The sequence below is a fragment of the Abyssicoccus albus genome (genome assembly GCF_003815035.1).
GTDB classification, from domain to species: domain Bacteria; phylum Bacillota; class Bacilli; order Staphylococcales; family Abyssicoccaceae; genus Abyssicoccus; species Abyssicoccus albus.
The window spans coordinates 111767-134813 of the sequence record NZ_RKRK01000003.1 but is presented as its reverse complement, the minus strand read 5'-3'; the positions used below and the strand labels follow the sequence as shown (position 1 = coordinate 134813).

Sequence of the window (23047 nt, the reverse complement as noted above, 5' to 3'; positions counted from 1 at the left end):
TAAATAAGATATAATTGAATTATCAATTAATTTAGAATACAGGAGGGCATTATATTGAAACATAGTGGACAATACATATTAGGGTTAGATATTGGTATCGCTTCAGTAGGTTACGGGTTAATTAATAATGATACTAAAGAAATTATTGATGCTGGAGTTCGTTTGTTTCCAGAAGGTAAAAGTGATGAAAATGATGGGAGAAGATCAAAGAGAGGTTCTAGACGTTTACTCAGAAGGCGTAAACATAGAATTGCAAATGTGAAGTCGTTATTAGCGGAATATGGTATTTCTATAGAGAATAATAGTAATATGAATCCTTATGAAATTCGAGTTAAAGGATTATCAGAAAAACTTAGTGATGAAGAATTAGCAGCAGCTTTAATTCATCTATCAAAAAGAAGAGGAATACATAATGTCGATGTTACAGATGATTCTGAAGAAAGTTCAGAACTTTCGACAAAAGATCAAATTAATAGAAATGCCAAATTATTAACTGATAAGCATGTAGCGGAATTACAGTTAGAAAGATTAAATAATGAAGGATCAGTTAGAGGGCACTCAAACAGATTTAAAACCAATGATTATATAAAAGAAGCGGAAGCTTTATTAGATAAACAAATTGAGTATAACCAAAAGATAGATGGTGAATTTAAGAGAAAATATATTCATCTAATAAATAGAAGAAGAGCATACTATGAAGGACCTGGTGAAGGAAGTCCATTTGGATGGAATGCTGATATTAAGAAATGGTATGAAACTTTAATGGGTAAATGTACATATTATCCTGAAGAGTTAAGATCGGTAAGATATGCTTATTCTGCTTCTTTATTCAATGTCCTGAACGACCTAAATAATTTAGTCATTATGAGAGATGAAAATGATAAGTTAACAAAAGATGAAAAAGAACATTTAATTAATAATTTGTTTAAAAAGCAAAAATCAGCACCTACCTTAAATAAGATTGCTAAAGAGCTTGGGGTAAAAGAAGAAGATATAAAAGGATATCGAGTTGATAAAAAGGATAAACCTGAATTTTCAACGATTAAAATTTATCATGATATTAAAGGAATTACGAATAATCCAGAGATACTAGAAAATCCTGATGTATTAGATAAGATTGCCGAGATTTTAACGATTTGGCAAAATGAAAAACACATCTTAGAAGAATTGGAAAAGTTACAACTTAATTTAAACGAGCAAGAAAGAGTCAAAGTGGCAAATCTTACTGGATATACAGGTACGCACTCATTATCTTTAAAGCTTATAAAACAATTGAATTCAGAACTATGGGAGTCCACCCTAAATCATATGGGTATTATATCGAATATGAATTTAAGGCCAAAGAAAATGGAATTTAAGGGGTTAGATAAAATTCCGGTTGACTTTGTAGATGAGTGGATCTTATCACCAGCAGTAAAAAGAAGCTTAATTCAATCTATTAAAGTCGTAAATGAAATTATAAAAGTATATGGTGAGCCTAAAGATATCATCATTGAATTGGCAAGAGAGTCGAATAGTGATGATAAGAAAAAATTTTTACAAAAGTTACAGAAAGACAGTCAAAAAATAAATGAACAAGTTAGAGCTAAGATTTCTGAGATTAATGGGAAAGATAATTTTTCAAGTAGTCTCTTTGAGAAAGTGAAATTATGGCATCTACAAGATGGTTTATGTATGTATTCTACTGAATCGATAAAAATTGATGATTTAATACAGAACCCAAATGCATATGAAGTAGACCATATCATTCCAAGATCAGTGTCTTTTGATGATTCTCTTAATAATAAAGTATTAGTTAAATTAGAAGAGAATCAAAAGAAATCAAATATGACACCATATCAATATTTGAGTTCAGGACAAGGGTCAATCAGTTATGAAAAATTTAAAGCGAATGTCCTCACTTTAGCGAAAGATGGTAAAAGAATCTCTAAAAAGAAAAGAGGATATCTCTTAGAAGAACGTGACATAAACAAATTCGAAGTTCAAAAAGAATTCATTAATAGAAATCTGGTTGACACTAGGTATACGACAAGAGAGCTAATGAATTTATTAAAATTGTACTTTAAAGATAATGAAATGAAGACAAAAGTTAAAGCGATTAATGGTGGGTTCACTCATGCACTACGTAAAATATGGGGGTTCAATAAAGATCGTAGTGAAGATTATAAACATCATGCTGAAGATGCTTTAATAATAGCTATGGCAGATTATATTTTTGCAAATAAAGATATCTTTAAAAACCAAAATATTTTAATGCGAGACAACCAAGCGATAGATCTAGAGACTGGTGAAATTTTATCTGAGAAAGACTTTGTAGATAGATTTTTTGAAGATGAAGTGTTTAGTAACATTAGAGCAATTAAAAATTTTGATCGTTATAAATATTCTAAGCGTGTTGATAAAAAACCGAACAGGCAATTAATGAATGAAACAATTTATTCATCAAGAACATTTGATGATGGTGAATACATTATCGGGAAACTTAAAAATTTATATGATCCAAAAAATAAGGATGTTAAAAAGAAAATTAATAAAAATCCACAGGCATTTTTAATGTATCATCATGACCCACAAACATTTGAAAAATTACAAACAATTTTAGATCAATATAGTGATGCTGATAACCCACTCGCTAAGTACTATGAAGAAACTGGTGAATTCTTGAAGAAGTATAGTAAAGAAGGTAACGGACCAGTTGTGAAGAGTCTGAAATATAAATATAGAAAATTAGGAGCACATCATGATATTACTGATAAATATCAAAGATCACGTAACAAAGTATTTACATTAAGTTTAAAGCCTTTCCGTATTGATATATATAAAGACGGTGGGAAGTATAAGTTTGTAAATATTAATTATATTGATGTGAAAGATGTAGGATCTGAATATAATGTCGATGAGAATAGTTACAATGAAAAAAAGAATCGAAAGAATATCACTGAGCAAGCAGAATTTATTGGATCATTTTTTAAATATGACTTAATTAAGATTGATGATCAACTTTATAGCCTTATTAGTATTCATAGTGAAAGTTCCAATAAGCTAGAGGTTGATTTAGTGAATAAAAGCTATAAAGAATATGCAGAAAAAAACAAACTAAATAAACAAAAGTATATAAGTATAGGTTCTAAAAATAATATCACTAAGTATACAACTGATATACTAGGCAATTTATACCCAGTTTATAATGAGAAATTAAAAATGAAATTCCCAAAATACAAAGGTAATGAGTAATGGCTTGGAGAATTGTTTATGTGACGGAAGTTGAAAGCCTTAGCCTAAACATGAATAGTTTGAAAGTGCAAAAAGGGGATCTTGATATTAAGATCCCTTTACCAGATATATTCGCTGTTGTGATTGAAGATTTAACGGTCAGAGTATCAATAAGACTGCTCACAGAACTATCAAAATACAATATCTTGGTTGTAATGTGTAATCAACAACATTTACCAGAATGTTATATTCAACCAGTTTCAGGACATTATGGCCAATATAGTCAGATGCAAAATCAATTGAATTGGTCTCAGGATATGAAGAATATTTTGTGGCAAAAAATAATTAAACGTAAAATCGACAACCAAGCTAAAGTTATGGAACAACAAGGGGTTGAATATCATCGTATAGAAAAGATGAATAAGCTTAGCTTGATTATAGATCCGGAAGATTCGAAAAACTTTGAAGGACAAGCAGCCAGAATTTATTTCAATAGTTTTTATGATGATTTCTCAAGGGATAATGATGAGTTAGTTGAGAACGCAGCGATGAATTATGGATATTCTATTTTGAATTCTGCGATTGCCAGAACAATTGTTGCTAAAGGGTTAATACCTGCGCTTGGTATTAAACATATAGGAACTAGGAACCACTTTAATTTAGCCTCTGATTTCATTGAACCATTTAGGCCTTTAGTGGATTTATTCATATTAGAAAATCCACCAGGTTCATTCTTAACAAAGGAATATCGGCTTCAATTAATCAATTTAATGCATGCAAGAATACAAATAGATAACAAAAAGCAAACAGTTATTCGCGCGATTGAAATTATGATACAATCTATCATTGATTATTTTCAAAGTTCTGATGAAACCAAAATTCTACTCCCTAATCTTGAAAAGTATGAGTTTTATGAGCTATAGATTTATGAGAGTACTAATAATGTTTGATTTGCCAGTAGAAACAAAAGCACAGGTTAGGACATATACAAGGTTTAGGAAAGAGTTAATTAAAGAAGGTTTCTTAATGTTACAGTATTCAATTTATATCAAATCATGCATTAATAAAGAAGCTGCATTGGGTAGTGTAAGAAGTGTAAATCGTTTTTTACCAAGAGATGGGCATGTGAGGTCATTAATTATTACTGAGAGACAATACGAAAACATGATGATATTAGTTGGTGAAGAAGACCGAAATATAGAAATTTTAGGAGATAACCGAACGATAATGTTTTAGGTGATAATATGAGAAGTGTTTGGGAAATTACAATAAATAATGAGAAGTATAAGATGAATTTCGACTCTTATACTTCTATTTATAATGTACATGATACTAGAGAAGAAGAAATTTTGTTAAATATTCATGAGTTTTTCCAACCTAGGAAAAGTAAAGAGAATGAAGTTTTAATATATGATTCATTAAATGATATATCTTTAAATAACAAAACCTACCAGAGCTTTTATTGGGATAATAATACTTTGTTTGAAGAGTTCAAGTTAGCAAGTTCTAGTACGATGAATAAGGCGCTTCAAAGAAATTTATCTGAAGATATAGATGTAGGCATGTATTTAAATACTATAAATAGTTTATTGGATGAATCCATTGGAAATATTCAAGAATCAACACCAATAAAAGTCGAACATGTTGATTTTAAAAAGCTATTGAAAATGATTTATTTTGATTTAAATGAATCAGACCAATTCAAAGGCTATTTTGAAAAATTAAAACTTGTATTACCGATGCTTGTAGAAGAGGTAAAGAAAAGTGCTAAAAGTACGCCTTTAATCATTTTGAATCATCCAGAATCATATTTAAGTCCAAAAGAGCAAAAGATGTTTAAAGAAGTCTTAAATCAGCTAGATGTCACAATAATTGTACTGACTGAGTCAATATATTTCTTAAGTGATTCTCTTGAGGGGTTAAATCATTATAGTCGAATGAGGTTAGTTTTAGATCGAAACTTCATTGAAGATTTGTATTGGTCGGCCCCTATGGAGTTTGATGAAGATTCAATAAATCAAAGTTTATTAAACATCATTAAATTATATATTTCTAAGTTTGAAGTGTCTCCAGTTATTACAAATTATAAATTAAGTGATATAATTTTATTTGAACCTGTTGATATATATGTTTGCCTTAGGTATTTGAAACATTGTAATTATGATTTTGAAATAGACTTTGACTATTCAAAGATTCCTAAACCTTTGAAAGAATATATATATCATTTATGAAAATGTTTTCATTACAGGTTTTAGTACTCTGCGAAATTTAGTATAAGTGAGATTATATTTAGAGAGAATGAATCAACTGGAACGTTTTAGTACTCTGCGAAATTTAGTATAAGTGAGATGTTACCCACAATATAATGATAATTCAGATTGTTTTAGTACTCTGCGAAATTTAGTATAAGTGAGATAGAAGGCAAGGCGAAATACTTCTACCTACTGTTTTAGTACTCTGCGAAATTTAGTATAAGTGAGATGATGGCAAAGAACTTGAAATCTACGATAAAGTTTTAGTACTCTGCGAAATTTAGTATAAGTGAGATTATGCGTTCGACAGAGGTCACAGTTAATAAGTTTTAGTACTCTGCGAAATTTAGTATAAGTGAGATTGTAGCTCATGTCGTATTTAGAGTTGTGGAGTTTTAGTACTCTGCGAAATTTAGTATAAGTGAGATCACTGGAACTCCATGACAGCGGTTATTCCGGTTTTAGTACTCTGCGAAATTTAGTATAAGTGAGATTTATTTAATCGTGGGCGAGTCGAGTAGCACGTTTTAGTACTCTGCGAAATTTAGTATAAGTGAGATTCAGCAGTTCATTTGCCTGTTTATAACGGCGTTTTAGTACTCTGCGAAATTTAGTATAAGTGAGATCGTTACCTTGAGCTACTTGAGTAGAAGTGAGTTTTAGTACTCTGCGAAATTTAGTATAAGTGAGATTGAAGTGCTAGAATTAGTAATGTGTATTGAGTTTTAGTACTCTGCGAAATTTAGTATAAGTGAGATGCATGAGGATTTTCTCGGACGGTTCTAATGGTTTTAGTACTCTGCGAAATTTAGTATAAGTGAGATTTATACATCGCATATACAACGTAACCATTTGTTTTAGTACTCTGCGAAATTTAGTATAAGTGAGATATGCTTTCAATCAATGTATCTTCGTGTTTAGTTTTAGTACTCTGCGAAATTTAGTATAAGTGAGATAAGTGAATTGATTTCTTTTGATATTTCTTTGTTTTAGTACTCTGCGAAATTTAGTATAAGTGAGATAGTATCAGTCAACGATGTGCCAGTGTTCAGTTTTAGTACTCTGCGAAATTTAGTATAAGTGAGATAAAACTATACTGCTTATACAGGGTATGACAGTTTTAGTACTCTGCGAAATTTAGTATAAGTGAGATTCTGCTATTGATTTTTTCTTGAGTTCGTCTGTTTTAGTACTCTGCGAAATTTAGTATAAGTGAGATCCGTAGCCATCTCCTACTTGTTCGCCTTTAGTTTTAGTACTCTGCGAAATTTAGTATAAGTGAGATATACATACGATATATACATACGTATTACACGTTTTAGTACTCTGCGAAATTTAGTATAAGTGAGATAAAACTTGAAGTTACTTACAACAAAGAAAGGTTTTAGTACTCTGCGAAATTTAGTATAAGTGAGATTTTTTATCGACTAACCCCTTTAAATCATTAAGTTTTAGTACTCTGCGAAATTTAGTATAAGTGAGATCTGCACCACGAATACCATCCGCAATACTTGGTTTTAGTACTCTGCGAAATTTAGTATAAGTGAGATGAGGACTGAAACCTATTGGAGATTACAGTTGTTTTAGTACTCTGCGAAATTTAGTATAAGTGAGATCACGTTTCATGTTTGGAAGTCCGTGCCTTTGTTTTAGTACTCTGCGAAATTTAGTATAAGTGAGATTAACGAGTTCGCTCAAAGACTAGCTCTCTTGTTTTAGTACTCTGCGAAATTTAGTATAAGTGAGATGAAAAAATATATAAAAAATAACTGCAATATGTTTTAGTACTCTGCGAAATTTAGTATAAGTGAGATTTGAAGAATCTGTTGCAACAAATACAGAAGGTTTTAGTACTCTGCGAAATTTAGTATAAGTGAGATCGATGTATATCCTTGCTGGGTACTCACTAGGTTTTAGTACTCTGCGAAATTTAGTATAAGTGAGATGGAAATGTAATGAAAAAGTATAAATTATTAGGTTTTAGTACTCTGCGAAATTTAGTATAAGTGAGATAACAAATGGAAGAAATGTAATGAGAGTTACGTTTTAGTACTCTGCGAAATTTAGTATAAGTGAGATATTTTGGCTTAACCATTATTCACCACTCCCGTTTTAGTACTCTGCGAAATTTAGTATAAGTGAGATAGTTGACCGTAGCAATAATAGCGCTAATCAGTTTTAGTACTCTGCGAAATTTAGTATAAGTGAGATGCTTCTGCTTGTTTCATTAAAGAAGTGATGGTTTTAGTACTCTGCGAAATTTAGTATAAGTGAGATTTTAGATTTAGTTGAGTTTGGGATGGTGCGTTTTAGTACTCTGCGAAATTTAGTATAAGTGAGATCAAGAAACAAACGCCTCTAATGAAGATGTAGTTTTAGTACTCTGCGAAATTTAGTATAAGTGAGATACCAATCTGCATCCTTCGCTGTTGGTACAAGTTTTAGTACTCTGCGAAATTTAGTATAAGTGAGATTTGTTTCAGCATGTGAATTTAAACTGTTGCGTTTTAGTACTCTGCGAAATTTAGTATAAGTGAGATATTTGCGATTGATTCTTGACTACATACTTGGTTTTAGTACTCTGCGAAATTTAGTATAAGTGAGATACTTTGAAATCCATCCTGTAAACCATTGGCGTTTTAGTACTCTGCGAAATTTAGTATAAGTGAGATTTATAGTACCAGTGAAGGACAACGAAGGGAGTTTTAGTACTCTGCGAAATTTAGTATAAGTGAGATTTACTTGCATTGCAATTGAATAACGTGATAGTTTTAGTACTCTGCGAAATTTAGTATAAGTGAGATCTTTAGGGTTTATATAAAATATATTACCAGTTTTAGTACTCTGCGAAATTTAGTATAAGTGAGATCTATTCATGGTGATTATCAACACGTTGACAGTTTTAGTACTCTGCGAAATTTAGTATAAGTGAGATATATGGTGTCTTTTCAAATTTAATAATCTCGTTTTAGTACTCTGCGAAATTTAGTATAAGTGAGATGATGTGGACGGATAAGCATCACATTGACTCGTTTTAGTACTCTGCGAAATTTAGTATAAGTGAGATTACATGTTCCCAGAAAAACATGAGTTGAATGTTTTAGTACTCTGCGAAATTTAGTATAAGTGAGATTAACAAGCGTGGAATTGGTATCGAAATCATGTTTTAGTACTCTGCGAAATTTAGTATAAGTGAGATTTCTCTAACTTTCTTTCGTTTGCTAATCGGGTTTTAGTACTCTGCGAAATTTAGTATAAGTGAGATATCTATTTGGATAGTAGAAATCACGCTTTAGTTTTAGTACTCTGCGAAATTTAGTATAAGTGAGATTGGCCGCAAATCTATTTATTAGATCAAGGGGTTTTAGTACTCTGCGAAATTTAGTATAAGTGAGATTCAACTCATTGAAAATGAGTTTTATAACTTGTTTTAGTACTCTGCGAAATTTAGTATAAGTGAGATTTTTCGTTTTTTATCGTAATGCCATCTCACGTTTTAGTACTCTGCGAAATTTAGTATAAGTGAGATGAACAAATTGCAGTCAAGATGAGTTATGACGTTTTAGTACTCTGCGAAATTTAATATAAGTGAGATTTTGCACAAAACCTTAATGAGATGGTATGTCTTTTAGTTAGTAGAAATTTATCTATAAAAATATCAGAAAATTATTGCAAATAAAAAATCTCTATGCTATGATAATAAAAAATTAAATAACAACAAATTCTTATCAAGAGAAGTAGAGGGACTGGCCCGATGACACTTCAGCAACAGGCTAATACGCACTGTGCTAATTCCAGAGAGATGAGATGGGTGTTTTCTGCGTTAACCTCTACTAATCTCTTGATAAGTAGAGGTTATTTATTTTTTACAAAATTTTTTAGGAGTGATACATATGTCAAAATCAAACCAGTTGCCTCCGTTTAGAGCAGATCATGTAGGGAGTTTACTTAGACCTGAAAGAATTCATCATGCGCGTCGTGATTTCCAAAATGGAGAAATTACGGCAGATGAGTTGTATAATATTGAAACAGAAGAGATATCAAGGGTCATTGATAAACAAATTGAAATTGGCTTGAAAGCAGTGACGGATGGTGAATTTCGTCGTCGTTTTTGGCATACTGATTTTTTGGAATTGTTGGATGGTGTTGAGGGGTATGTTCCTGATCGTGGTTACCAATTTGTTGGGATTGAGACCGAGAAGTATAATGTAAGAAATGTTGGCAAGATTAAATTTAACCCTAATCATCCTCATGTGAGAGACTTCAAAGTATTTGATTCATTAGTGGATGGTCGTGCGGTGGCGAAGCAAACGATTCCGAGCCCGAATCAATTGTTTAATGCGGGTATTCGAGACAAATCTATTTATCCAGATATTGAAGAGTATGCGAAAGATGTAATTAAAACATATCAAGACGCGGTGCTTGCGTTCTATGATGCGGGGTGTCGTTATTTACAGTTCGATGATGTCTATATCGCTGGGTTAAGTGCGGATGACATACCGTTCAATGATACTGATTATTCACATGAAGAATTAATTGATCTTGCACTTCGTGTACTGAATGGTGTATTATCCGTCAAACCAAAAGACTTAGTGATTACAACGCATTTATGTAGAGGTAATTATCGTTCTAAATATGCTTTTGAAGCGAGTTATGAACGAATTTCACATCAACTGTTTGCGAATTTGAAATATGATGGTTTCTTCTTAGAATATGATGATGATCGTTCAGGGGACTTTAAACCATTAGAGAAGATTCCAAATGGAGGACCTCGGGTTGTATTAGGATTGTTTACGTCTAAGTTTCCGGAGTTAGAGGATGAGGCACTGATCAAAGCGCGGATCGATGAAGCTACTCAATACGTAGATCGTAGTCAATTGTGTATCAGTCCACAATGTGGGTTTGCATCAACACATCATGGTAATGAATTGACTGAAGAAGCGCAATGGGATAAGTTAAGCTATCTTATTGAGCTAGGTGAAAAATATTTGACATAACAATTTGAGTAGACATCTCTTTGGAGATGTCTTTTTAGCTTTAACTTAACCGGACAATTTTTAGAAAAAACTGTTATAATATAACCATTAAAAAGGGATATTGGGTGAAAACATGGAAAGAACAAAATATTTCCCGGGAATTGATGGGCTTCGGGGGATTGCGGTGATTGCGATTATTTTGTATCACTTAAATCCGAAGTGGTTACCGGGTGGTTTTTTAGGGGTAGATACGTTTTTTATTATCTCTGGATATATTATTACAGTGATTTTACTAAGAGAATATAATAAAGATGAACGTATTGATTTAGTGAACTTTTATCAACGAAGGATTCGACGGTTAATTCCAGCGTTGCTCTGGATGATTATGATTGTTTTAATGTATAGTATGCTGTTCGAACGACAGATTGTTCATCAGTTGAAACACGATGTTATTGCAGCAATATTTTACGTCTCGAATTGGTTTTATATTTATGATGGGTTGGACTATTTTCAATCTCTTGAAGTTAGACCACTCCAACATTTATGGTCGCTTGCGATTGAAGAGCAGTTCTATATTTTATTCCCAGTAGTATTATTGTGGTCAATGAAGCGGTTTGAAAAGATGAGAATTGTTCAAGTTGTATTCGGTATATCTTTACTCTCATTACTGTTAATGATGATTCTATTTGACCCAGCTGAAGGCAGTGCTCGCGTATATTTCGGAACAGATACAAGACTTCAATCGATGTTGTTAGGTGTCATGTTTGCATTCATTTGGAATCCAGATCGAATGAAAGAGAGTATTCCGAGTTCTACACGTCATGTCGTTGATGTCATTGGTGTAGTGAGCTTGATTGTTTTATTGTTGAGTTTTTACCTATTATCCGATACGAGTGAAGTGTTGTTTTACGGAGGCTTATATGGGTTAGGAATTGTGACGTTGCTAATCATCGGTTCAGTCGTTGTACCGGGAACATGGATGGCAAGTGTTGTCGGTCATCGGTCGCTTGTAACCGTCGGCCAATATTCGTATAGTTTATATTTATGGCATTATCCAGCGATTGTCTTCATGTCAATGCATTATGTGAAAGGTCAACTACCATGGTTCGTCTATATTGGTGCGTTCATCGTAACGGTTGCTATGGCGATGATCAGTTATCACCTCATTGAAGAACCATTCCGTAAATATGGATTGAAAGGATTGCTTGTTCGAATTGACACGTATAAATGGACGTTACTATCAATGGTGATCACATTGTTGTCATCAATCGGTATGTGGTTATTCATTGATACAACACCTAAGCCTGTTGAGAAACCGAAGTCTACAACACATAACTTAGAGTCGTATAATCAAAAGAAGCCATCATTAGATAAATTACATGAGTATGAAGTGTTTATGCTCGGGGATTCTGTCATGGTCGATATCGAAGATGATTTACGCAAATATTTTCCACACGCATATATTGACGGTGAAATTGGTCGAAATATTTATAAAGCCATTCCGCTCATAGAAGAGTATCAACAATTTAATACGAATGATAGTGTCGTTGTGTTAGAACTTGGTACGAACGGTGACTTTGAACAAAGACATATGGAACAGATGGTCAATGGATTTATTGATGCGAAAGTCATCTTAATTACGACGAGAGTCCCGAAAGCGTATGAGAAAAATGTCAATGAATTAATGAAAGAAGCAGCATCAAGGCATGATCATATTACGATTGTAGATTGGTATAAGATTTCTGACGGGCATCCAGAATATTTCGCACCAGATGGAATACACCTTCAACCAGTAGGTGCTGAAGTGTTAAGTCGAGCGATTAAGGAAGAAATTGCGAAGCGGATAAGTGAATAAAGTAGTGATTGAAATGTACTATGCAAAACAATATTAAATAGAAGCGTTTGATACATTAAGTGACTATACGTTGAAGCAAATCAATGGTGTGATCGGTATTCAAATTGAAGTGACAGATTGGACGTTGAAATATAAGCTAAGTCAAAACCGAGATGATGAAGATTACGTAAGAATTATTGAAGAGTTATATAAGACGAATAAATTAATGGATACAATGTTAGCAGATGAAATGAGGAAATTACGAGGAGTATAACATATGATAGATTTTCATTGTGCATGTTTAGTGCATATCGTTGAAGGAAGGTTATTGCTCGTTAAAGTGCGAGAAAATGAGAAGTATTATTTGCCAGGTGGAAAGATTGAACGTGGTGAAGCACATGAAGCCACATTGATTAGAGAACTAAAAGAAGAGTTGAAGATTGAAGTTGATTTGGATTCACTCGATTATATCGGAAAAGTTGTTGGACCCGCCTACCCAGATACGACTAAGACCGTTGCCCTTGAGTGTTACCGTATCAAAGGCCAACTGCCTAACGTCGAGCCGAATATGGAAATTACAGATGTGAAATATTTAGATATGAGTCAAACAGACCTCATGGCACCCGCAGTGATTCGTATGGTTGAAGATATGGGAATGAACTGTAAATGATTTTAATAAGTGCATGTTTAATTGGAGAGCGTGTAAGGTATGATGGTGGCCATAAGTTGAATCAAAAATTTAAAGATCTTGTGAATAACGGTGTTGCCAAACCGGTTTGCCCTGAAATTTTAGGAGGATTACCCACACCACGTGAACCAGCAGAAATCATCGGAGGAAATGGTGATGATGTGTGGGCTAATAATGCGAAAGTCATATCATGTAGTGGGGAAGATGTGACGTCATATTTTAAAGAAGGTGCACTTAAAACGTTAGATATTTGTAAGTCTGAGAAATGCGGCTTAATCGTGTTGAAACAAGATAGTCCATCATGTGGTTCAAGTACTATTTATTCCGGGAATTTTAATGGTGAAAAGAAAGAAGGTTTTGGTGTTACAACTTCATTATTGCGTTCACATGGTATAGAGGTGATCGATGAAGTTGAATTTGAAAAAAGATTATAGAACTCCTTGATGGAGTTCTTTTTTTATCGTCAGGTTTTGGAGGGGGTGGCGAAAACCTGATGATAAAAAGGAGGATAATCGTCAGGTTTTGGGTGGATGGGTGAAAACCTGATGATAAAAAGGGGGATAATCGTCAGGTTTAGGAGTGAGCGGTGAAAACCTGATGATTAAAGGACAGGTTTCCCACGTCTTCGACTAAACCTGTCCATAAAAAGGTGATTAATGGACAGGTTTCCCACGTCTTCGACTAAACCTGTCCATAAAAAGGTGATTAATGGACAGGTTTCCTACGTCTTCGCCAAAACCTGTCCATAAAAAGGCGATTAATGGACAGGTTTCCCATGTCTTCGCTAAAACCTGTCCATTAATAAGTTATAATATAATTATCTATTAAGATGGAGGGGTTTGATGGAGCCGATTATTCATATCAATCAATTATCAAAGCAGTTTGGTAGCATCGCGTATTTAATAATGTCTCATTAGTTATACAAAGAAGAAGCATCTTCTAGGTTATCCGTTCTATTTACTCGTGGTATTTCTCGATTTAAAGTATTTAGTACGACAATTATATTTGCACTCATTTCAAGTTTTATTTCTATGATTTTGGCTATATTAGTATCAGGGATTTTAGCATTATCGATGATGGAAGATAATGGTAAGTTGACGTTGATGTCATTTGTATCGGATGCTATCAGTATTTACGTCGGGATTTAGTATAAATTCATAAAAAAAACTTTGACAAAAACATTATTCTTCTGACTATACACGTGTTATAATCGGGGTAGTGAAGTCATAAAGAATATTAGGGGGATTACTATGAAAGTTAGTCTATTTAGTACATGCTTAGTGGACGTTTTGGATAAAGAGGTCGGTGTATCAACGGTTGAACTTCTAGAACGATTAGGTTGTGAAGTTGAATATAATGAATCACAAATCTGTTGTGGTCAACCGGCATATAACTCAGGATATTTCGAAGAAGCAAAAAAAGGTGCCCGCCATATGATTGAAGTATTCAAAGATAGTGACTACGTTGTAGCACCGTCGGGTAGTTGTATTACGATGTTTAAGCATTACCCTATGTTATTTCAAGATGAATTGATTTGGAAAGATCGTGCGCAGGAATTAAGTGATAAGTCATATGAAATCAGTCAATTTATTGTTCATGTACTAGAAACAAAAGACGTTGGTGCTGAGCTAAATGGTAAAGCAGTAATACACCCGTCATGTCATAATACACGTCTATTAAATAACTCAATGCCACCAGAAGCACTATTATCTAACGTTAAAGGATTAGAGCTTCTCGACTTACCTGGCGACTATAATTGCTGTGGATTCGGTGGAACATTCGCAGTGAAGATGAGCGAAGTATCTGGTGAAATGGTTGATGAAAAAGCGCAATCGATTATTGATACTGGTGCGGACTACTTAATCGGTGGAGATGTAAGTTGCTTAATGAATATCGAAGGTCGACTTAGAAGACTCGGTTCAGATATCGAAGTATTACATATAGCTGAAGTACTGAACAGAGCAATTAAGGAGGTTCAATAACGATGGCAATGAATATAGGGAACGAAACGTTCAAACAAAAAGCAAGTTCTGAAATGAAAGATGATTTTATGAGAGGTGCTGTATCTAGCGCCCAAGATAGATTGCGTAATCGTAAATTATCGATTCAAGCAGAGATTGGTGATGAAGAAGCGTGGCGTAATCACGCCGAAGAAATTCGCCGTCATACATTAGAAAACATTGATTATTACTTAAATATGTTGAGTGAGAACGTTGAAAAACAAGGCGGTCACGTATTCTTTGCGAAGACACCTGAAGAAGCGAACGAATACGTTCGTAATGTTGTAAAGAAGAAAGATGCTAAATATATCGCTAAAGCTAAATCAATGGTCACTGAAGAAATTGGATTAAATGATGCATTAGAAGAAATGGGCTGTGAAGTTGTTGAAACAGATCTTGGTGAGTACATTTTACAATTAGATGACCATAATCCACCATCTCATATCGTTGTACCGGCACTACATAAAGATAAAGAAGGAATTCAGAAAGTTTTCAAAGAAAAGCTCGGTTATGATGGATCAAGTGATCCAGAAGAGTTAGGTCTTTACGCGCGTAAAAAATTACGTGAAGAATTCTTGAAGGCAGAAGTAGGGATTACAGGGTGTAACTTTGCCGTTGCAGAGAGTGGAAGTTATACACTCGTAACGAATGAAGGTAATGCACGTATGGTGACGACATTACCGAAAACACAAGTGGCTGTCATGGGGATGGAGCGTATTGTACCATCTCACGAAGAACTTGATATTCTTGTCAGTATGTTAACGAGAAGTGCTGTTGGCCAGAAATTAACAAGTTATGTCACGACTTTAACTGGAACGAAGCGCGAAGGTGAAATTGATGGGCCTGAAGAGTTCCACCTAGTCATTGTAGATAATGGACGTTCAAAAATTCTAGGGACACAATTCCAATCGATTTTACACTGTATCCGTTGTGCAGCATGTATTAATGTTTGCCCAGTATATCGTCAAACAGGTGGACATTCATACGGTTCAATCTATCCAGGTCCAGTTGGTGCCGTCCTTTCACCATTACTTGGCGGATATGATCGATATAAAGAATTACCATATGCATCGACATTGTGTGCGGCGTGTACAGAAGCATGCCCAGTTAAAATACCATTACACGAACATTTATTAGAACATCGTCGTGTCATCGTTGAAGAGAAGAATATGGCACCAATCGGTGAGAAGTTATCGATGAAAGCATTCGGTGTCGGAAGCTCTACACCGGTATTATATAAATACGGAACGCAATCGATGAACACGATGTTAAGTCCATTCTCTAATGATGAGGATTATATCGAAGAAGGCCCAAGTTTATTGAAATTATGGACAAACTCAAGGGACTTCCCATTACCAGATTCTAAGAAAGAATCATTTAGAACTTGGATGAAAGAAAGAGAGGGACGCTAATGAGTAAAATATACAACAAAGACAGTTTCTTAGAAGAGTTATCAAGTAACTTAGGTCGACCAATGCCAACGAATGTTGACAAACCAACATACGAACACCGTCCACAAGATGAATTATACAGTGAATTAAGCCAAGATGATCTCGTTGAAAAGTTGAAATTGCAATGTGAAAACATTCATACGACATATTACGAAACAACGAAAGCTGAATTACCGACAGCCCTTAAAGATGCCATTGAAGAATATGGTGGCGGTTCAATCTTAGTGTCTAAAGATGATCGTTTTGAAGATAACAATTTGAACGGTGTATTAGATGATTATGATACGTTTGTTTGGGATTATATGAATGCTGAAGAGAGTCATAATCGTGCAATCGATGCGAATATCGGCATTAACTTTAGTGAATATACACTTGCTGAGAGTGGCACTGTCGTATTATTCAATGATCAACATAAAGGTCGTTCAGTGAGCTTACTGCCTAGAACATATATCGCAATTGTACCGAAGTCAACGATCGTACCAAGGTTTACGCAAGCGGCGCGTGAAATTAGAAAGCAAGGAATGGACATTTCTTCTTGTGTTAACTTAATAACGGGACCAAGTAACTCAGCAGATATCGAAATGAAATTGATCGTAGGTGTTCACGGTCCGATTAAAGCAAGTTATATTGTTGTGAATGATATATAGAAGAGTAGAAAGGGGACCCCCTTTCTATTCTTTTCATTCTTTGTGAAAAGTTTCACAAAATATTCACAAAATGATTTAATTTATACCCTCAAACATGTATTTATATGTTATATTAAGTAAACGCTTACTTTATTGATAGAGAGGAGATTGTAATATGTTAATGCTTGTTGCATTAAGTGCAATTATTGCCCCATTTTTATTTGTTGTCTTACTTCGAATGCCTGCAATGAAAGGGATGGCAATAAGCGCTTTAATCGTTTCATTATTAGGGATTTTTGTATGGGGTATGGAATGGAAAGTCATTCTCGCTGCGATTTTACAAGGGGCACATAAAACGTTGACAATACTATTGATTATGTTCGGTGCACTTTTATTACTCAATACGTTAAGAAATACTGGTGCTGTTAAACGAATTAACGAAGGGTTTAGAAGTATTTCAACAGATATGCGTGTACAAGTCATCATCGTAGCATTTCTATTCGGTTCACTGCTTGAGGGTGCTTCAGGATTTGGAACACCTGCAATGGTGACTGCACCATTAATGCTCGCACTAGGGTTTAGACCTTTAGTGGCGGTCACAACTGCACTAATCGCAGATAGTGTCGCGGTTTCATTTGGAGCCGTTGGAACACCTGTGCTTGTCGGACTCAGTACGTTGAAAGGTGCGCCTGAGAATATTATGAATAGTGCTACAGTGAATGTTACGCTCATTGATTTAATGGCGGGTGTTTTTATTCCGACGATATTAGTCTTTGTCATGACATGGTTCTTCGGGAAAGGTAACAACGTCAAAGCAACGTTAGAAATCTTGCCGTGGACATTGATGATTGGGATTGTCTATGTGTTAAGTTCGTTAGGTGTTGCTTACGCGATGGGACCAGAGTTTGTTGCAATATTAGCATCACTCATTACGCTGATTGTTGCATTGGTTACAGCACGAAAAAATATACTTATGCCGAAGACAGAGTGGTTAGATGCTATTGATGAGGACTACATTATTGAAGAGACGAAGTCTACGATGTCATTGGCGAAAGCTTGGGCACCATATTTAATCGTAGTTGTACTACTCTTGTTAACGCGTGTTGTGCCACCGATTAAAGAAGTAACAACATCACTCATTGACTTGAGCTGGAACAATATTTTAGGCTATGAAACGATTAGTTCAGGATGGGAATTTTTATATTCACCGGGGACAATCCTTGCGATAGCCGCTTTATTGACTGTATTCGTGCAAAAGAAATCGGTTGATAACTTTACGAAAGCAGCAACGAAGTCATTATTTACGATTAAAAATACAGGGATTACGTTGATAGCAACATTAGCGATGGTTCATGTCTTCACGAATTCAGGTTTGAATACGAATGATTTAGTCGGTATGCCGACGTATATTGCCAATGGAATGGCGAGTGCATTCGGAAATGTTTGGATATTCTTTGCGCCATTCTTAGGTGCACTTGGCTCATTTATTACAGGTAGTGCGACAGTATCGACATTGACATTTGCGCCAATTCAATTTGAGATTGCTGAATCTATTAATAGTAATCCAGAAGTTATATTGGCTGCTCAATTAATCGGTGCAGCATCAGGAAATATGATTTGTATTCATAATGTTGTCGCAGTATGTGCTGTCGTAGATATGGAAGGTAATGAAGGAAGCGTTATCCGTAAAACGCTTGGCGTTGCAATGGTGTATTGCTTACTCGCAGGAATTGGTGGATTCATTTTACTATCAATTTTATAATATGTATCTTTTCAAAAATATGTATCACAATATGTGATACATATTTTTTTGTTTATTTCTAAAGTGTTTATTTCTAAAGAAGGTATAAAGTTACCCGGAAAACAATTGATTGTGACGTCAATATTAGTGATACTTCTAATATGCATTCGCATGTTGTGATGGATATTTGTATAATAATGATATACATATTTAGAAATGTATGATCAAAATTGATTTGGGGGCACAACATGAAAGGGATTTTAAAGAAGTGGTTTATTGATGGTTTAAGTTATATGGCGTTAGGTTTATTTTGTTCTTTGATCATCGGTCTGATATTAGATACGGTAGGTCAACAAACGTTAGTAAAGCAGCTTGATTTGTCGATGCTGTCAGAGATTGGGAAAGTTGCAATGTCACTTACAGGAGCGGCAATTGGTGGTGCGATGGCGTATGGATTTAAGAGTAAACCACTCGTCCTTTTTAGTGCGATTATCGTTGGGTATTTAGCATACGATACATATTCAGGAGGTCCTGTAGGAGCGTATTTAGCGACTTTAGTTGTCTGTGAAACGAGTAAATTATACGCATCCAGGACATCCATCGATATTATTATAACGCCATTACTCTCACTTCTTATTGGAAGCGGTGTTGCAAAATTTGTCGGCCCCTTCCTAAATGAAGTGATGCAAAGTATTGGGCGTGTGATTGTTGCATCAACTGAACAACAACCGTTAGTGATGGGGATCCTCGTTGCAGTAATAGTTGGATTAACATTAACGGCACCGATATCGAGTGCAGCCATTTGTTTAATGTTAAATCTGGAAGGGCTTGCTGCCGGTGCAGCAACGATTGGCTGTGTCTGTCAGATGATTGGGTTTAGTGTTAATAGTTATCGTGATAATGGATTAAGTGGATTGATTTCTATCGGTATCGGAACGAGTATGTTACAAGTACCGAACATATTAAAAAATCCATATATAATTATCCCACCAACGTTAGCGAGTGCGCTCGTAGCACCGATTATGACAACACTATTTCCAATGTATAATAATGCAATCGGAGCAGGAATGGGAACGAGTGGTTTCGTTGGACCGTTGATGACAATTCGTGTCATGGGCGCAAGTATTGAAACATATACACTGATTGCTATATTCTATTTCTTGCTTCCTGCGATTGTAAGTTTTACAATTTATTCATTAATGATGAAGATAGGACTTATTCGAAAAGGTGACCATACAATACAAATTGTTGAATGAGTAAAGGGGAATGTTATGAAACAGACAATCTATTTTGCTGGAGGCTGTTTGTGGGGTGTTCAAGCATTTATTAAAACATTACCAGGTGTTATTGAGACAGAAGCCGGTCGAGCGAATGGACAGACTAACACATTAGACGGAGCATATGATGGTTACGCTGAATGCGTGAAAACAACCTTTGATCACCATAAAGTCACTGTTGATCAATTAATGGGTTACTTCTTTGAAATTATTGACCCATATAGCATCAACAAACAAGGTGATGATGTCGGTGAAAAATATCGCACAGGTGTTTACAGTGAATTAGAATCACATTTGACTGAAGCACGTCGCTATATCAATCAACGTGATGATTCTGAAGATATTCAAGTTGAAGTGTTACCACTTACTAATTACGTGAAAAGTGCAGCCATTCATCAAGATCATTTGGACAAATATCCAGACGATTATTGTCACATCCCTCAGGCGTTATTATTGAAATATATTCGTTAAATTTTCGTACTTGCGCGCAAACTGAATCTGCGCGCAAGTATGGGTTGAAAAGAGGCTGAGAGTGTTCGTACTTGCGCGCAAACTGAATCTGCGCGCAAGTATGGGTTGAAAAGAGGCTGAGAGTGTTTGTACTTGCGCGGAAACTGAATCTGCGCGCAAGTTACGGGGTGAAAAAGGCCAAAAGTGTCCATACCTGCGCGCAAGTACGGGATGAACATACCATTATGTCTTCAAATGAAGTAGTAATACTTGTTTGAAGACTTTCTTTGTTAAATAATAACTATGAATACGATATAATATAACTATATTAATTAATGAAATGGGTGTTCATATGGAAGCTATTAATATCGCGAAAAATAATAAACATATTCAATTAAGACTGGATATGGCGAATCGACATGGATTGATTGCAGGGGCAACTGGAACTGGGAAAACAGTGACATTAAAAGTATTAGCAGAACAGTTTTCAAAAGCAGGTGTTCCTGTATTTTTAGCAGATATTAAAGGGGATTTAGCGAGCCTTGCTGAACCTATTGAAATCAACGAGAAAATACAACAACGTCTTGATACAATGGGAATCGATGATTATACACCGAATCAATTCCCTGTTAGACTTTGGGACATTTTTGGTGAGCAAGGAACACCTGTCAGAACGACGATTACTGAAATGGGACCAATGCTTTTATCACGTTTGCTTGAGCTAAATGATACTCAAACGGGTGTGATGAATATCGCGTTCAAAATTTGTGATGAACAAGGTATTGTAATGCTTGATTATAAAGATTTACAAGCAGTATTAAAGGATATGTATGAAAATAGTAGTGAATATAGCGGCTTATATGGTAATGTAGCAAAACAATCCGTCGGTGCGATCCAAAGGCGATTGTTAGAACTTGAAGCTCAAGGTGCAGAAAGCTTTTTCCAAGAGCCATCAATCGAATTGAATGACTTCATTCAACATTCAGAGGATGGACAAGGGATCATTAACGTTTTGATGGCCGAAAACCTTTATACAAAACCGAGATTATATTCGACATTTTTATTGTGGTTATTGACGGAGTTGTTCGAAGAATTGCCTGAGGTCGGTGATTTAGACAAACCGAAGCTTGTGTTTTTCTTTGATGAAGCGCATCTATTATTTGATGATGCTCCGAAAGCGTTTGTCGATCAAGTAGAACAAGTTGTCCGACTCATTCGTTCTAAAGGCGTCGGGGTTTATTTCATTACACAGAACCCTATTGATTTGCCAGACGAAGTGTTATCTCAGTTAGGGAATCGTGTACAACATGCATTGAGATCATTTACGCCTCGTGATCAAAAAGCCGTCAAGAGTGCCGCTGAAACGTTTAGACAAAATCCTGAATTAGATGTCGAGCAAGTGATCGGAGAATTGAAAACTGGTGAAGCATTGATTTCCTGCTTGAATGAAGATGGGCAACCGTCTATCGTTGAACGTGCACTCATTAGGCCACCGGAGAGTAAAATTGGCGTCATTGACGATACGGTGAAACAAACTGTTATAGAAAATAATCCGTTTCATCATCAATATCAAGATATCGTCGATCGTGAAAGTGCTTATGAAATGCTTGAAAAGAAAGTTGAAAAGACTCAAAAAGTTCCAGAAACAAAGAAATCAACTAAAAAGGACAATATTGAATTCAAACGTGTAGCGACCAATGTATTATCCACTGTTGGACGACAAATTGGTAAAGAAATTGTTCGGAACTTATTCGGAGGGAGAAAGCGTCGATGATCATTGTTGATATGATTATAGACATCATTGCTTCAATATTTTCACCTGGAAAAAGACGTAACAAAAATCATAAATAGATAAAGGAAGATTGGATGTACCGATATATTTTTCTAGATTTAGACAAAACAATATTCGACTTTGACGCCGCTGAAAATGAAGCAATTCGTGAAGTGTTCAAGTCAGAAGATTTAACAATTACCGATGATTTATTCGCTGAATACAAACAAATCAATCAAGCGACATGGCGCAAGTTAGAGACGGGTGAATTGACGAAGAAAGAAGTGATTACGAAACGGTTTGAGCTATTCTTTGAGCGACATCATATTAAAGTAGATGGTGTTCAAAAAGATCGATTATTCCGTTCAGTACTCGAAAGTAATACGCAATTAATTGATGGAGCACACTCACTGCTTGAGTACTTACAGAACAAAGACTACATTGTGTGTAGTGCATCCAATGGAGTGTATGAAACTCAAATGAAGCGGTTAAAAGGTACTCAACTGTTCGATTATTTTGATCACCACTTTATTTCCGAGGAAATTGGCTATGATAAACCACACGTCGAGTTTTTTGAGCAGGCGATTGAAAGACTTGGAAATATAGATAAAAAGCAGATATTAATGGTGGGTGATAGTCTTACATCTGATATCGAAGGGGCCAATCGTGCGAAGATAGATGCGTGTTATTTCGGAGAAGCATCGAATCATACAGCAAAATACCAAATTTATACGTTACAAGCGTTGAAAGAAATTTTATAGTGTGTGG

The 23047-nt window shown here is 35.0% G+C and carries 17 protein-coding genes, 1 CRISPR repeat array and 1 riboswitch; all 17 genes read left to right on the top strand.

The window, feature by feature from the left end:
- Window positions 1-54 precede the first annotated feature (54 nt).
- The 17 genes from cas9 (at window position 55) to EDD62_RS05690 (ending at window position 23040) form a co-directional block, all read left to right on the top strand.
- Window positions 55-3234: a type II CRISPR RNA-guided endonuclease Cas9 gene (gene cas9 / locus EDD62_RS05770; protein WP_123807895.1), complete on the top strand. Its 3180-nt coding sequence runs from the start codon at window positions 55-57 to the stop codon at window positions 3232-3234.
- Window positions 3234-4136, top strand: coding sequence for a type II CRISPR-associated endonuclease Cas1 (cas1, locus tag EDD62_RS05765; RefSeq protein WP_123807894.1), 903 nt, complete (start codon window positions 3234-3236; stop codon window positions 4134-4136). The genes cas9 and cas1 overlap by 1 nt, the downstream gene beginning before the upstream one ends.
- Window positions 4081-4449 (top strand): CRISPR-associated endonuclease Cas2, encoded by a 369-nt coding sequence (gene cas2, locus EDD62_RS05760; protein WP_331463352.1) that lies wholly within the window; start codon window positions 4081-4083, stop codon window positions 4447-4449. The genes cas1 and cas2 overlap by 56 nt, the downstream gene beginning before the upstream one ends.
- Before the next feature lie 53 nt (window positions 4450-4502).
- The gene (locus EDD62_RS05755; protein ID WP_148086839.1) at window positions 4503-5444 is read left to right on the top strand and encodes a hypothetical protein; all 942 of its coding nucleotides are present in this window, start codon (window positions 4503-4505) and stop codon (window positions 5442-5444) included.
- A 17-nt stretch (window positions 5445-5461) separates the two neighbouring features.
- A CRISPR array of direct repeats spans window positions 5462-9060; the repeat unit is 36 nt; unit sequence GTTTTAGTACTCTGCGAAATTTAGTATAAGTGAGAT.
- Between the two features lie 127 nt (window positions 9061-9187).
- A riboswitch (SAM riboswitch) is annotated at window positions 9188-9274 on the top strand.
- An 84-nt stretch (window positions 9275-9358) separates the two neighbouring features.
- Window positions 9359-10462, top strand: a complete 1104-nt coding sequence (locus tag EDD62_RS05750) for a 5-methyltetrahydropteroyltriglutamate--homocysteine S-methyltransferase (RefSeq protein ID WP_123807891.1) — start codon at window positions 9359-9361, stop codon at window positions 10460-10462.
- A gap of 112 nt (window positions 10463-10574) precedes the next feature.
- A complete protein-coding gene (locus EDD62_RS05745; RefSeq protein ID WP_123807890.1) occupies window positions 10575-12296 on the top strand; it encodes an acyltransferase family protein in 1722 nt (573 codons plus the stop codon).
- A gap of 70 nt (window positions 12297-12366) precedes the next feature.
- A complete protein-coding gene (locus tag EDD62_RS05740) occupies window positions 12367-12549 on the top strand; it encodes a hypothetical protein (RefSeq protein WP_123807889.1) in 183 nt (60 codons plus the stop codon).
- A gap of 3 nt (window positions 12550-12552) precedes the next feature.
- On the top strand, window positions 12553-12945 hold the full coding sequence (locus EDD62_RS05735; protein ID WP_077139705.1) for an NUDIX hydrolase: 393 nt from the start codon (window positions 12553-12555) through the stop codon (window positions 12943-12945).
- Window positions 12942-13397 (top strand): 2-thiouracil desulfurase family protein, encoded by a 456-nt coding sequence (locus EDD62_RS05730; RefSeq protein WP_123807888.1) that lies wholly within the window; start codon window positions 12942-12944, stop codon window positions 13395-13397. Before EDD62_RS05735 ends, EDD62_RS05730 begins: the two co-directional genes overlap by 4 nt.
- A gap of 816 nt (window positions 13398-14213) precedes the next feature.
- On the top strand, window positions 14214-14945 hold the full coding sequence (locus EDD62_RS05725) for a (Fe-S)-binding protein (RefSeq protein ID WP_123807887.1): 732 nt from the start codon (window positions 14214-14216) through the stop codon (window positions 14943-14945).
- Between the two features lie 2 nt (window positions 14946-14947).
- Window positions 14948-16375, top strand: coding sequence for a LutB/LldF family L-lactate oxidation iron-sulfur protein (locus EDD62_RS05720; RefSeq protein WP_123807886.1), 1428 nt, complete (start codon window positions 14948-14950; stop codon window positions 16373-16375).
- Window positions 16375-17061: a LutC/YkgG family protein gene (locus tag EDD62_RS05715; protein WP_123807885.1), complete on the top strand. Its 687-nt coding sequence runs from the start codon at window positions 16375-16377 to the stop codon at window positions 17059-17061. Before EDD62_RS05720 ends, EDD62_RS05715 begins: the two co-directional genes overlap by 1 nt.
- 154 nt (window positions 17062-17215) lie before the next feature.
- Entirely contained in the window at window positions 17216-18802 is a 1587-nt protein-coding gene (locus EDD62_RS05710) for an L-lactate permease (RefSeq protein ID WP_123807884.1), read from the top strand.
- A 227-nt stretch (window positions 18803-19029) separates the two neighbouring features.
- Window positions 19030-20037, top strand: coding sequence for a PTS transporter subunit IIC (locus EDD62_RS05705; protein ID WP_123807883.1), 1008 nt, complete (start codon window positions 19030-19032; stop codon window positions 20035-20037).
- 15 nt (window positions 20038-20052) lie between these two features.
- The gene (locus EDD62_RS05700) at window positions 20053-20529 is read left to right on the top strand and encodes a peptide-methionine (S)-S-oxide reductase (RefSeq protein WP_123807882.1); all 477 of its coding nucleotides are present in this window, start codon (window positions 20053-20055) and stop codon (window positions 20527-20529) included.
- Between the two features lie 331 nt (window positions 20530-20860).
- Window positions 20861-22282, top strand: a complete 1422-nt coding sequence (locus EDD62_RS05695; protein WP_077139713.1) for a helicase HerA-like domain-containing protein — start codon at window positions 20861-20863, stop codon at window positions 22280-22282.
- A 92-nt stretch (window positions 22283-22374) separates the two neighbouring features.
- A complete protein-coding gene (locus EDD62_RS05690; protein WP_123807881.1) occupies window positions 22375-23040 on the top strand; it encodes a YjjG family noncanonical pyrimidine nucleotidase in 666 nt (221 codons plus the stop codon).
- Window positions 23041-23047: the final 7 nt, after the last annotated feature.